Below are 11744 nucleotides of genomic sequence, written 5' to 3'. Positions count from 1 at the left end.
GGCGGGCCGAAACAGTGGAAGCCGCGGGGGCCGCGGCCGCAGGCTGGAACCACCGGCCGGGCGGGCGACCATCCCGCCACGGAGGGCCGGACGAGGAGGGTTCCATGTCCATCCACCCACTTCCCGTCGCCTCGCACGAGGCGGCGGGGGCGGCCTTCGACGACCAGATGGCGGCGCGCCTCATGCGCAGCCGCATCGTGCTGCTGGGCACCCAGGTCGACGAGACCAGCGCGAACCGGGTCTGCGCCCAGCTGCTGCTGCTCGCCGACGAGGACCCGCACAAGGACATCACGCTGGCCGTCAACAGCCCCGGCGGATCCGTCTCCGCGGGGCTGGCCGTCTACGACACGATGAACTTCATCCCCAACGACGTGTCCACGCTGGTCATGGGGTTCGCCGCCAGCATGGGCCAGTTCCTGGCCTGCGTCGGCGCCCCCGGGAAGCGCTACAGCCTCCCGCACGCGCGCATCATGATGCACCAGCCCAGCGGGGGGCTCGGCGGGACCGCCGCCGACATCGCCATCCAGGCGGAGAACCTCGCGCACACCAAGCAGACCATGGTGCGGCTGATCGCCCGGCACACCGGGCAGTCGGAGGAGACCATCTCCCGGGACCAGCACCGCGACGCCTGGTTCACCGCGGAGGAGGCCAGGGACTACGGGTTCGTCGACCACGTGGTCGCGTCCGTGGCCGAGGTCGACGGCGGCGGCATCCGGCTGGGCACGCACGCCCCCGGCTTCGCCACGGGCACGGCGGGGGGAACCCGATGAGCGGGCGGTACACGGTGCCGATGGTCGTGGAGCGCACGCCCCACGGCGAGCGGTCCTTCGACGTCTTCAGCCGGCTGCTGTCGGAGCGGATCGTCTTCCTGGGCACCCCGATCGACGACGACGTCGCGAACGTGGTCATGGCGCAGATGCTCCACCTCGACTACGAGTCCAGCGACGCCGACATCCAGCTGTACATCAACTCGCCGGGCGGCTCGAACACCGCGCTGACGGCGGTCTACGACACCATGCGGTTCGTGCGCGCCGACGTCGCCACGGTGTGCATGGGCCAGGCGGCCTCCGCGGCGGCGGTGCTCCTCGCGGCGGGCGCGCCCGGCAAGCGGCTCGCGCTGGAGCACGCGCGGGTCCTGCTGCACCAGCCCTCGGGCGAGGGCCAGGGCGTCGCCGCCGACCTGGAGATCCAGGCGGGCGAGATCCTGCGGGTGCGCTCGCAGGTGGAGGAGATCCTGGCGCGGCACACGGGGCAGACGGTGGAGCGGCTGCGCGCCGACACCGACCGGGACAAGATCTTCACCGCGCAGCAGGCCAAGGAGTACGGCCTGGTGGACGGGATCATCACCACCCGCCAGGTCGCGCCGGAGGCCGTCGGCGCGTCCTGAGGGGCGGTGGGCCCGGGGCCCGGCGGGCGTGCCGCCGGCCCCGGGGCCTCCCGGCGCCGGTCCGCGCGGACCGGGCCCCGCACGGACCGGTCGTCCCGGACGCGCTCCGCCCCCCGACCTCGCCGGGGGGCGGAGCAGGACCGCTGCGCGGCCGGGGAGAGCGAAGAGCGGCTGCGCCCTCGGCGGGCCCACCGCGGGCCGCTACGCGGCCAGGGAGAGGACCACCCCGGCCTGGTGGGCGGGGGCGGCGACGGGGGCGACCGGCGCACGCCGGAAGTCGCCCGGGCCGGTGCGTGTTCGCGTGAGCGGGACCATCACGGTCCGCTCGTACAGTGCGGCGAGCACGTCGGCCATGCTGAGGCCGAGGGAGCGGTAGACGGCGGCGAGGACCTCGGAGGAGGCCTCCTTGCGCCCGCGCTCGATCTCGGACAGGTAGGGGAGGGAGACCTGGGCGTCCTCCGCCACCTCGCGCAGGGTCCGGCCCTGCTCGGTCCGGGTCCGCCGCAGGAGGTCGCCGATGAGGTCCCGCATGAGCGGTTCCGGCGGTTCCTCGGCGCGGTGACCCCTCCGGGCCTCGTCCAGGGAGCGTAGGACGTCGGTCATCGGGTCCTCCCGGTGGGTGAGCGGTGGTCTCCTCCGAGCGTACGCTGCGGCCGGGAGGCGCACGGCGCCCTTCTGCGGAAGGCAGAACCGGCCGAGCACGGCCCTCCCCCCGGCCTCAGGGGCGGGCGATGCGGTCGACCACCCCGTGCACCCCGGCGCGGACCCGCTCCTCGGACATCCCGCGCTCCTGGCGCTGGTGCACGTGGAGCGCGGCCTCCAGGGGGGTGAGCAGGGCGTCCGCCAGGTAGGCGTGGTCGGCGTCCGGGCGCAGTTCCGCGACCAGGGAGACCAGGTGCGCGTGGTGGGCGGCGTAGGCCCCGCTCCGGTAGCGGGCCCGGGGAGAGGCGGTCTCGGCGACGGCGAGGAGTTCGGCCTGGGCCTCCAGGCGGTCGACGAAGGCGTCGGCGAAGGCGTGCAGCCGTTCAAGGGGCGGCGCTCCCGGCCCGAGGGGCGGCGGGCCTTCGAGGAAGCCCCTCTGGAACTCGTACTCCTGGGAGTCGACCATCGCGTGGGTGAGCCCGGCCAGGTCGCCGAAGCGCCGGTAGACCGTGCCCACCCCGGTGCCCGCGCGGGCCGCCACGGCCTCCAGGGTGAGGCCCTCCGTGCCGTGTTCGGCGTGGAGTTCGCGTGCGGCGGCGAGGAGGGCCTGGCGGTTGCGGGCGGCGTCGGCGCGCTCGGGGCGCGCCGCTCCGGCCATGGGGAGCGTCCGGCGCCGCGGCCCGGGGCCGCTCACGGGGACGCCTGCGGGGGTTCCTGGTGACCTGCGAACACGCGGCGAGTATAGCCAGAACCCCGCCACCCCCTTGTAAGTGGAAAAAATTCCACTTAGTATCGGCCGCACGGGGAGCCCTCCCCGGACACACCACCCCCAGCAACGCACCAGGGAGCCGACATGGCCCACGACAGCACACGGAGTCCCCTCGCCGGACGGGTCGCGCTCGTCACGGGCGGCAGCCGCGGGATCGGCGCCGCGATCGTCCGCAGGCTGGCCGCCGACGGCGCCGACGTGGCGTTCACCTACCTGAACGCGCGGGAGCGCGCCGAGGCGCTGGTCCGCGACGCCGAGGCGGCCGGGGTCCGCGCCCTCGCGGTCCGCGCCGACTCCGCCGAACCGGACCGGATCCGCGAGGCGGTCGACCTCGTCCACGCGCGCCTGGGCGGACCGGACATCCTGGTGAACAACGCGGGGATCGCCGTCTTCGGCCCCTTCGGCGACGCCACCGTGGCCGAGTTCGACCGGTCGATGGCCGTCCACGCCCGCGCCGCGTTCGTCGCCGCCCAGGCCGCCGTCCGGCACATGGGGCCGGGGGGCAGGATCATCGGCGTCGGGACCAACCTGAGCGAGCGCGCCTCCCTCCCGGAGGCCACCCTGTACACGACGAGCAAGGCGGCCCTGGTGGGGCTGACCCGCTCACTGGCCCGCGAGCTGGGCCCCCGGGGGATCACCGTCAACCTCGTCCACCCGGGGTCCACCGACACGGAGATGAACCCGGCCGACGGACCCGGCGCGGACGCCGAGCGCGCGCTGACCGCCCTGGGGCGCTACACCGACCCGGAGGACGTGGCGGCGTCGGTGGCCCACCTGGCCGGGCCGGGCGGGCGGAGCATCACGGGGACGTCGATCCTGGTCGACGCCGGGGCCAACGCGTGAGCGCGCCGCACCCTTCCGAGTGGCTCCCTCTCCCCTGGGCGCTGCTCCTGGCCGCCGCCGCCCTGGAGGTGGTGTGGGCGCTGGCGATGAAGGAGTCGCACGGCTTCTCCCGGCTCTGGCCGAGCGCCCTGGCGGTGGGCGCCGCCGCGACCAGCTTCACGCTGCTGTCCCTGGCGCTGCGCGACCTGCCCGTCGGCACGGCGTACGCGGTGTGGGTCGGGCTCGGCGCGGCCGGGGTGGTCCTGGCCGGGATCGCGCTCCTCGGCGAGGCCGTCAGCCCGCTGCGGATCGGCTTCGTCGTGCTGATCCTGGTCGGCGTCGCGGGTCTGCACCTCGTGGAGGGGGCGGCGCCGCCCTCGCGGGAGGGGTCGCCGGAGGCCTCCGGCGGCCGGGGCTGACCGCGGCCCCGCGCGGAGGGGCGGGTCCGCCGACCGCGGGCGGCGGCCGGCGCCCGTCGGGTCCGCCGACCGCGGGTCAGGTGTCGTCCACCGCCGCGCGCAGGTCCCGCAGGAGCGTGAGCACGACGGGTCGCAGCGAAGGCCTTATGGCGTCGAAGACCTGCCGCTGCTTGCGCTCCATCTCCTTGCGCCGGATGGCGAGGACCCGCTCACCCTCCTCCGTGAGCGCCACCACCGTGCTGCGCTCGTCCCGCTCCGAGCGGCGGCGCGCCATCATGCCCTTGCGCTCCAGCTGTTGGATCATGCGGGTGGCGGAAGGAGAGGAGACGCCCACGATCTGGGCGACGGCGCCCACACTCGGGTTGTCCATGCCCCGCACCGCCTCCATGAGCAGGGCCTGCGTCAGAGTGAGTTCTTCGGCACCCCGGTGTCCGTGGCCGCTGCGCGAGCGCGCGTGTATGGCCGCGTTGATCAGTTCGGTCCAGGCACGCTGGAACTCTTCGAGCTCGGCACTTGGCTGCTCGGCACTTGGCTCGTGGGTCTCGTCGGGCACGAAACGGTCCTCGCAGGCTGGGCGGGCGCCGCGGGTCCTCCGACCCGCGCGGTGGTTTGACGTTTGTGTAGTCTAACTATTAAATAGCTTAAGCACGCAAGTTCATAAGCATCCATGCCCCCACAAACCGTAGCGACACCCCGTCCACGCGTCCGCTTGTGGACGACGAGGACCGCCGCTGGGGGCAGTGGACGTCCGCCCGGCACCGGGCGGGCCCGGACCGGTCCGGGAGGGGCGCATTGACAACAGTGCTGATCGCGCATTTCATCGCAGCGGCGATCGCACCCTTACTGGTACGCCAGTGGGGCCGCAACGCGTTCTTCGCCCTCGCCGTCGTCCCCGGCGCGTCCACCGTCTGGGCCCTCTTCCAGACCCCCGCCGTCCTGCGCGGCGGCGAGCTCTCGGCCTCCGTGGAGTGGGCCCCCGAGTTCTCGCTCAGGCTCGGCCTGTACATGGACACGCTCGGGCTGGTCATGACGCTCATCGCCGCCGGCGTGGGCACACTGATCCTGGTCTACTGCGCCCGCTACTTCAACGACTCCGAGCCCGGCCTGGGCCGCTTCGCCGGGGTGTTCGTCGCCTTCGCCGGGGCCATGCTCGGCCTGGTCCTGGCCGACGACCTCATCCAGCTCTTCGTGTACTGGGAGCTGACCACGGTCTTCTCCTACCTCCTCATCGGGCACAACACGGAGCTCAAGGAGAGCCGCCGCTCGGCGATGACGGCCCTGACCGTCACCACCTTCGGCGGCCTGGCCATGCTGGTCGGCATGATCATCCTCGGCGAGACCGCCGGGACCTACGTGATCTCCGAGCTCGTCGCCGCCCCGCCCTCGGGAACCCTGGTCGAGGTCGCCCTCGCCCTCGTGATGGTCGGCGCGATGTCCAAGTCGGCGCTCTTCCCGTTCAGCCTGTGGCTGCCCGCCGCCATGCGCGCGCCCACGCCGGTCTCCGGCTACCTGCACGCCGCGGCGATGGTCAAGGCCGGCGTCTACCTGGTCGCCCGGCTCACCCCGGCCTTCCCCGACTCCGCCGTCTGGACCTGGTCGGCGCTGTTCTTCGGCGTGCTCACCATGCTGCTCGGGGGCTGGAAGGCGCTGCGCCAGTACGACCTCAAGCTCGTCCTGGCCTACGGCACCATCAGCCAGCTCGGCTTCCTCATCGTCCTGCTCGGCGCGGGCACCCGGGCCGCGGCCCTCGCCGGCGTGTCCATGCTCATCGCGCACTCGCTGTTCAAGGCGCCGCTGTTCCTCGTGGTCGGCATCATCGACCACAGCACCGGCACCCGCGACCTGCGTGAGCTCTCCGGCCTGCGCACCTCCATGCCCGGGACCTTCTGGATCTCGGTCCTGGCGCTCGCCTCGATGGCGGGCCTGCCCCCCACCCTCGGTTTCGCCGCGAAGGAGCTCGCCTTCGGCGCCTTCACGGAGGGCGGTCCCTTCGACACCGCCGTCCTCGTCGGCATCGTCACCGGCTCCGTCCTCACGGTCGCCTACAGCCTGCGCTTCCTGTGGGGGGCGTTCGCCGTCAAGGAGGACGTCCCGGACACCCCGGTGCACGCCCCCGGAGCTCTCTTCCTGGCGCCCGCCGCGGCCATGGCCGCGCTCGGCCTCCTGGGCGGACCGCTCTCCCTCCTCCTGGACTTCCTCCTCGCCCGCTACGCGGACACGGTGCCCCTGGCGCCCGGCGCGTACACGACGCACCTGGCGCTGTGGCACGGCTTCGAGCTCCCCCTCCTGCTGTCCGCCGTCTGCGTCGCGCTCGGCCTCGTGCTGTTCTACTTCCGCCACCAGGTCGTGTGGATCGGCACCCGCACCTCCTTCGTCGACCCCGACCGGGTCTACCGGCGGATGCTCGCGGCCCTGGAGAACCTGGCGCTCCAGGTCACCGGGCGGACCCAGCGCGGTTCGCTGCCGGTCTACCTCGGCACCGTCCTGGTCTCCCTGGTCGTCGCCGCGGGCTGGTGGATGGTCAGCGGCCGCATCTGGGAGGGGCCGCACCCCGAGGTGCGCCTCTGGGACACCCCGGTCCAGGTCATCCCGGCGGTGATCGTCGCCGGGACGGCCCTGCTGGCCCTGTTCGTGCGGCGGCGGCTGTTCGCGGTGATCCTCGTGGGCACCGGCGGCTACGGCATCGCCGCCCTCTTCTACCTGATGGGCGCGCCGGACATCGCGCTCACGCAGTTCCTGGTGGAGACCGTCAGCCTGGTGGTCTTCGTCCTGGTCCTGCGCCGGCTGCCCTCCCTCTTCTCGGCGCCCGCGCTGCGCGGCCGCCGGGTGTGGAACATGGCCATCGGCGCCGCCACCGGCATCCTGGTCGCCACGATGACCTGGTTCGCCCTCGCCGCGCGGCAGGCGCCCTCGGTCTCCGAGGGGTACCCCGCCGCCGCCGAGGAGGCCGGCGGGTACAACATCATCTCGGTGCTGCTGGTCGACGTCCGCGCGTGGGACACCATGGGCGAGATCTCGGTGCTCGCCGCCGCGGCCGCCGGCGTCGCGAGCCTCATGTTCGTGCGCCGCCGGGCACAGCCCCGCAAGGCTCCGGGCGGCGTGATGGCGGTGTCCGTCACCAAGTCCCCGGAGCCCGCCGGCGACCGGAGCAGCATCGACCTGGGCGAGCTGCGGATGGCACCGGACAGCATGCACATCAAGCCCAGGTGGAACAACGCCTGGCTGCCGGGCGCGGACGCCCTGCCCACCGAGCGCCGGTCGGTCATCTTCGAGGTCGTCTCGCGCTTCCTCTTCCCGGTGATCATGGTGATCTCCGTGTACCTGCTGCTCACCGGCCACACGGCGGTCGGCGGCGGGTTCGCGGGCGGCATCGTCGCCGGGCTGGCGTTCATCGTCCGCTACCTCGCCGGAGGCCGGTTCGAGCTGTACGCCACGGCGTGGGTGCAGCCGGGGGCCCTGATCGGCGCCGGGCTGGCGCTGGCCACCGGCACGGCGCTGGGCGGGGCGATCTTCGGCACCGACGTCCTCGCGGGAGGGGACGCCTACATCGACCTCTGGATCCTGGGCGAGGCCCACGTCACCGTGTCCATGATCTTCGACATCGGCGTGTACCTGCTGGTGATCGGCCTGATCCTGGACATCCTGCGCAGTCTCGGCGCCCGTATCGACGAACAGATCGAGAGGGACGCCGCACACGCGGAAGAGGACGCCAGGGCAGACGCGCTGGCCCGGGCCGAGGAGGTCACCTCGTGAACGAGTCACCCAGCCTGATCCTCGTCGTCCTCGTCGGCGTGCTCGTCGCGGTGGGGGTCGTGCTCCTGCTGGAGCGCAGCCTCACCCGTGTGCTGCTCGGCTTCATCGTGATGAGCAACGGCGTCAACCTGATGATCCTGTCGATGGCGGGGGAGGCCGGCGAGCCGCCGATCCTGTGGTTGTCCGAGCCGGAGGAGATGACCGATCCGCTGCCGCAGGCGATGATCCTGACGGCGATCGTCATCACCCTCGGCATCACCGCGTTCCTGCTGGCGATGGCGTACCGGAACTGGCAGCTCGAGGGCAACGACGAGGTCCAGGACGACGCCGAGGACATCAGGATCGTGCAGGGCGAGGGCCGCCGAGCGGTGCGGCAGCGCTTCGCCAAGGAGCGCCGCAGGCTCCAGGCCGACATCCGCCGCCAGCGCGCCGAGCTCCAGGCGACCATCGCCGCCGCCGACGCCCAGGAGCTGGCCGAGCAGGCCCGCATCAAGGCGGAGATCGCGGCGGCCCAGGCCGAACTGGCCCGCTACGAGGTCGAGGCCGAGGAGAGCGGGCCGGACGAGCGGTCGCAGGAGACCATGCGCAGGCTCACCGACCGCACGGAGAGCATGACCGCCCAGGTGCAGGAGCTGCGCGGGCGCATCCGCCTGGGACGCAGGCGGCTGCGCGAGCACCGCCGCGCCGACCGGGCCGCCGAGCGCGAGCTGTGGCGCGAGCTGCGCCGCCGCATCCGCTCGCAGCGGCGCCAGGCGCGCCAGACCATGTCGGCCGAGCGCGAGCGCCTGGCCCGCGCCGAGGACAGCGACCTGCAAGGGAGTGACTGATCATGGATGGGGAATACCTCGTCGGTTTCGTGCACTACCTCATTCCCCTGCCGGTGGTGCTCCCGCTGTTCGCGGCCGGGGTCAAGCTGGCCCTCGGCATCCGCTGGCCGCGGGTCCAGCAGTGGCTGAGCGTCATCTCGCTGGCCCTCGTGCTGATCATCGGGTTCGCGCTGATGCTGGGCGCCTACGAGTTCGGACCGCAGGCCGTGCAGGTGGGCGGCTGGGACGCGCCCATCGGCATCACCCTGGTCGCCGACCAGCTGTCCGCCCTGATGGTGACGGTCTCGGCGGCGATCACGCTCGCCGTGCTCGTCTACTCGATCGGCCAGGGCATGGCGGGCAAGGCCGAGGTCGCGCCGCTGTCGGTGTACCAGCCGACCTACCTGATCCTGGTGGCCGGCGTCTCCAACGCCTTCCTCGCCGGTGACCTGTTCAACCTGTACGTCGGGTTCGAGATCCTGCTGACCGCCAGCTACGTGCTGCTGACCCTGGGCGGCACCCAGTCGCGGATGCGTGCGGGCGCCATCTACGTGGTCGTGTCGCTGGTGTCGTCGGTGCTGTTCCTGATCGCCATCGCGCTGATCTTCGGGGCCACCGGCACGGTCAACATGGCGCAGCTCGCCGAGCGCCTCCCGGAGATCTCCCCCGACCTCAGGGTCGTCCTCCAGGTGATGCTGCTGTTCGCGTTCGGCATCAAGGCGGCGGTCTTCCCGCTGGCCGCCTGGCTCCCCGACTCCTACCCGACCGCCCCCGCGCCGGTCACGGCGGTGTTCGCGGGCCTGCTCACCAAGGTGGGCGTGTACGCGATCATCCGCGCCCAGACGCTCTTCTTCCCGGGCCAGGTCCTCAACGACCTGCTCATGTGGGTGGCCCTGGCCACCATGATCATGGGCATCCTCGGCGCGGTCGCGCAGACCGACATCAAGCGTCTGCTGTCGTTCACGCTGATCAGCCATATCGGCTACATGCTGTTCGGCGTGGCGCTCGGCAGCGAGCACGGCCTGGCCGGAGCGGTGTTCTACGTGGCGCACCACATCACCGTGCAGACGACGCTGTTCCTGGTCACGGGGCTCATCGAGCGCCGGGGCGGGTCGACGTCGCTGGACCAGCTGGGCGGGCTGGGTCGGATCGCGCCGGTGCTGGCGGTCCTGTTCTTCATCCCCGCGATGAACCTGGGCGGCATCCCGCCGCTGTCCGGCTTCCTGGGCAAGATCGGCCTGCTCCAGGCCGGTGTGGAGGCGGGCACGCCGCTCTCCTACACGCTGGTCGGGGCCTCGGTCCTCACCAGCCTCCTGACCCTGTACGTGATCGCGCGGGTGTGGAACTACGCGTTCTGGCGGACGCCCTCCGAGGGCATGGTGGCCGAGCCCGGCACCGTGCTGGAGGACGTCGAGGCCGACGACGCGTCGACCGCGGCCCTGGGGCCGGGCGAGGCGGTCGGCCCGTCCTCCCGACTCGGCGACACCTCGACCCTGGCGGGCCCGGTCGTGACGTCCGTGGTCCTGCCCAAGAGCATGGTCGGCGCCACGGTCGCGCTGGTCGCGTTCGGCCTGGCCCTGACCGTGTTCGCGGGCCCGCTGATCCACTACTCCTCGGAGGCGGCGGTGGAGCTGATGGCCCGGACCCCGTACGTCGAGGCGGTTCTCGGAGGCGCCCGGTGATCGACCTGAAGGCGAAGAAGAGGATGGGTCTGGCCGCACTGCGGCGGCGCCTGGGCAAGGTCCAGGTCCCGGTGGCGCTCGGCATGACCCTGGTGTGGCTCCTGCTGTTCGACGGCTTCCGGCTGCGCTTCGAGTCCCTCGGCCTGCTGGTCCTGGGGTTCCTGGTGTCGGTCGTGATCATGCTGGTCTTCCCGCTGCCGCCGATCACCCCGGGGTTCCGGTTCCGGCCGGTGTACCTGGTCCGCATGCTCGTGTACGTGTTCGGCAGGATGGCCGTGGCCAGCTTCCGGGTGACGGTGCAGACCCTCTCCCCCGGCCCCGTGCGCAGCTCGGTGGTCGCGGTGCCGCTGCGCACCGAGGCCGACCTCATGCTGGTGTGCACGGCGATCGCCAGCTCGATCATCCCCGGCAGTGTGATCGTCGAGGTCTCCCAGCCGAACCACATCCTGTACGTGCACCTGCTGGGCGCGGACGACGAGAAGGGCATCGAGGCCGGCCGGGAGGACATCTGGAAGCTGGAGGAGCGGATCGTGATGGCTTTGGGCACCCGTGAGGACATCGACGCGCTCCGTGCCGGACCGACCGTCGACGACCGGGGGGAGGACGCGTGAACATCCTGTGGATCGCCATCGGCCTCCTGCTCGGGGCGGCCGTCCTGCTGGGCGTGACCCGTATGGTGATCGGCCCCAGCATCCTGGACCGGGCGCTGTCCGTGGACGTGCTGCTCGCCTCGGCGCTGACCGGCATCGGCGCCTACGCGGCCTTCCACCGCGACCCGACGGTTCTGCCGACCCTGCTGGTGCTGTCGCTCCTGGGCTTCATCGGCTCGATCAGCATCGCCAAGTTCGTCGCCCGCCGCCCGGAGGAGCACGTGGCCACGCCGACCGAGCCCCCGGCCCCGGCCCCTGAGGAAGGGGGTTCGTCATGAGCGACCAGGTCGTCGCCGTCCTGGACTGGATCGCGATCCTGTGCCTGCTGGCCGGGGCGCTGCTCTCCCTCGTCGCCGGGGTGGGCCTGATCCGCTTCCCCGACCTGCTCTCCCGCATGCACACCGCGGCGAAGCCGCAGGTGCTGGGGCTCCTGCTGGTCCTGGTCGGGATCGGCATCCGGCTGATCCCGGAGGAGACCAACGTGTTCAACATCGGGACGCTGATCCTGGTGGGCCTTTTCCAGGTGGTGACGGTCCCCGTGGCCGGCCACATCGCCGCCCGGGTGGCCTACCGGACCGGGCGGGTCCACGCGGACCTGATCGTCCGCGACGAGCTGGCCGAGCGGCTGGCCGCCAAGCGCCGGGCCGACGGCGGCGGGGGGCCTCCCGAGACACGGGCCTGAGCCGGGGGGACCCGGTCCGCGCCGGAGAGGGGAACGGCCGGGGGAGGAGGTCCTCCCCCGGCCGTTCCGCGTGCCGCCGCCCACCGCGCCCCAGCGGGCGGCCGCGCGTGCGCGCGGACCGGGGTCCGCGCG

Annotated in this window: 13 protein-coding genes; 10 read left to right on the top strand and 3 right to left on the bottom strand. The window is 72.7% G+C overall.

The genetic code is table 11. The annotated features are described in order from the left end of the window. The first annotated feature begins 104 nt into the window (after positions 1-104). Both ACFQBR_RS30675 and ACFQBR_RS30670 read left to right on the top strand, forming a co-directional pair. Positions 105-770 carry a ClpP family protease gene (locus ACFQBR_RS30675; protein WP_267946910.1) on the top strand — a complete coding sequence of 222 codons (666 nt, stop codon included), beginning with the start codon at positions 105-107 and terminating at the stop codon, positions 768-770. Continuing rightward, on the top strand, positions 767-1387 hold the full coding sequence (locus tag ACFQBR_RS30670) for an ATP-dependent Clp protease proteolytic subunit (RefSeq protein ID WP_267946911.1): 621 nt from the start codon (positions 767-769) through the stop codon (positions 1385-1387). Before ACFQBR_RS30675 ends, ACFQBR_RS30670 begins: the two co-directional genes overlap by 4 nt. A 201-nt stretch (positions 1388-1588) precedes the next feature. Here ACFQBR_RS30670 and ACFQBR_RS30665 read toward each other — a convergent pair whose 3' ends face one another. Together ACFQBR_RS30665 and ACFQBR_RS30660 are read right to left on the bottom strand one after the other, a co-directional pair. Then, positions 1589-1990 (bottom strand): helix-turn-helix domain-containing protein, encoded by a 402-nt coding sequence (locus tag ACFQBR_RS30665; protein WP_344182387.1) that lies wholly within the window; start codon positions 1988-1990, stop codon positions 1589-1591. Positions 1991-2105: 115 nt separating this feature from the next. Then, on the bottom strand, positions 2106-2687 hold the full coding sequence (locus ACFQBR_RS30660) for a TetR/AcrR family transcriptional regulator (RefSeq protein ID WP_344182385.1): 582 nt from the start codon (positions 2685-2687) through the stop codon (positions 2106-2108). 195 nt (positions 2688-2882) lie between these two features. Here ACFQBR_RS30660 and ACFQBR_RS30655 point away from each other — a divergent pair, with 195 nt between their 5' ends. Both ACFQBR_RS30655 and ACFQBR_RS30650 read left to right on the top strand, forming a co-directional pair. Then, on the top strand, positions 2883-3641 hold the full coding sequence (locus ACFQBR_RS30655) for an SDR family NAD(P)-dependent oxidoreductase (RefSeq protein WP_267946913.1): 759 nt from the start codon (positions 2883-2885) through the stop codon (positions 3639-3641). Then, positions 3638-4039 (top strand): DMT family transporter, encoded by a 402-nt coding sequence (locus ACFQBR_RS30650; RefSeq protein WP_344182383.1) that lies wholly within the window; start codon positions 3638-3640, stop codon positions 4037-4039. The genes ACFQBR_RS30655 and ACFQBR_RS30650 overlap by 4 nt, the downstream gene beginning before the upstream one ends. 76 nt (positions 4040-4115) lie before the next feature. On the opposite strand, the gene ACFQBR_RS30645 is transcribed toward ACFQBR_RS30650, so the two are convergent. Further along, positions 4116-4592: a MarR family winged helix-turn-helix transcriptional regulator gene (locus tag ACFQBR_RS30645; RefSeq protein WP_267946915.1), complete on the bottom strand. Its 477-nt coding sequence runs from the start codon at positions 4590-4592 to the stop codon at positions 4116-4118. A 248-nt stretch (positions 4593-4840) separates the two neighbouring features. Here ACFQBR_RS30645 and ACFQBR_RS30640 point away from each other — a divergent pair, with 248 nt between their 5' ends. The 6 genes from ACFQBR_RS30640 to mnhG are packed head-to-tail and all read left to right on the top strand — an operon-like array spanning position 4841 to position 11612. Beyond that, positions 4841-7792 carry a Na+/H+ antiporter subunit A gene (locus tag ACFQBR_RS30640; protein ID WP_344182420.1) on the top strand — a complete coding sequence of 984 codons (2952 nt, stop codon included), beginning with the start codon at positions 4841-4843 and terminating at the stop codon, positions 7790-7792. Beyond that, a complete protein-coding gene (locus tag ACFQBR_RS30635) occupies positions 7789-8619 on the top strand; it encodes a Na(+)/H(+) antiporter subunit C (RefSeq protein ID WP_267946916.1) in 831 nt (276 codons plus the stop codon). Before ACFQBR_RS30640 ends, ACFQBR_RS30635 begins: the two co-directional genes overlap by 4 nt. 2 nt (positions 8620-8621) lie before the next feature. After that, entirely contained in the window at positions 8622-10280 is a 1659-nt protein-coding gene (locus tag ACFQBR_RS30630; protein ID WP_267946917.1) for a Na+/H+ antiporter subunit D, read from the top strand. Continuing rightward, positions 10277-10891 carry a Na+/H+ antiporter subunit E gene (locus ACFQBR_RS30625; protein ID WP_344182380.1) on the top strand — a complete coding sequence of 205 codons (615 nt, stop codon included), beginning with the start codon at positions 10277-10279 and terminating at the stop codon, positions 10889-10891. The genes ACFQBR_RS30630 and ACFQBR_RS30625 overlap by 4 nt, the downstream gene beginning before the upstream one ends. Beyond that, the gene (locus ACFQBR_RS30620; protein ID WP_344182378.1) at positions 10888-11208 is read left to right on the top strand and encodes a monovalent cation/H+ antiporter complex subunit F; all 321 of its coding nucleotides are present in this window, start codon (positions 10888-10890) and stop codon (positions 11206-11208) included. Before ACFQBR_RS30625 ends, ACFQBR_RS30620 begins: the two co-directional genes overlap by 4 nt. After that, positions 11205-11612 carry a monovalent cation/H(+) antiporter subunit G gene (gene mnhG, locus ACFQBR_RS30615; RefSeq protein ID WP_267946920.1) on the top strand — a complete coding sequence of 136 codons (408 nt, stop codon included), beginning with the start codon at positions 11205-11207 and terminating at the stop codon, positions 11610-11612. The genes ACFQBR_RS30620 and mnhG overlap by 4 nt, the downstream gene beginning before the upstream one ends. Positions 11613-11744: the final 132 nt, after the last annotated feature.

The sequence above is a fragment of the Nocardiopsis tropica genome (genome assembly GCF_042660575.1).
Lineage (GTDB): Bacteria > Actinomycetota > Actinomycetes > Streptosporangiales > Streptosporangiaceae > Nocardiopsis > Nocardiopsis tropica.
This window is presented reverse-complemented; position numbering and strand designations above follow the sequence as displayed.

Excerpts from the sequence above, each read along its gene's own strand:
- ACFQBR_RS30675 (WP_267946910.1), top strand. The coding sequence starts at position 105 with ATGTCCATCCACCCACTTCCCGTCGCCTCGCACGAGGCGGCGGGGGCG.
- ACFQBR_RS30670 (WP_267946911.1), top strand. The coding sequence starts at position 767 with ATGAGCGGGCGGTACACGGTGCCGATGGTCGTGGAGCGCACGCCCCAC.
- ACFQBR_RS30665 (WP_344182387.1), bottom strand. The coding sequence starts at position 1,990 with ATGACCGACGTCCTACGCTCCCTGGACGAGGCCCGGAGGGGTCACCGC.
- ACFQBR_RS30660 (WP_344182385.1), bottom strand. The coding sequence starts at position 2,687 with ATGGCCGGAGCGGCGCGCCCCGAGCGCGCCGACGCCGCCCGCAACCGC.
- ACFQBR_RS30655 (WP_267946913.1), top strand. The coding sequence starts at position 2,883 with ATGGCCCACGACAGCACACGGAGTCCCCTCGCCGGACGGGTCGCGCTC.
- ACFQBR_RS30630 (WP_267946917.1), top strand. The coding sequence starts at position 8,622 with ATGGATGGGGAATACCTCGTCGGTTTCGTGCACTACCTCATTCCCCTG.
- mnhG (WP_267946920.1), top strand. The coding sequence starts at position 11,205 with ATGAGCGACCAGGTCGTCGCCGTCCTGGACTGGATCGCGATCCTGTGC.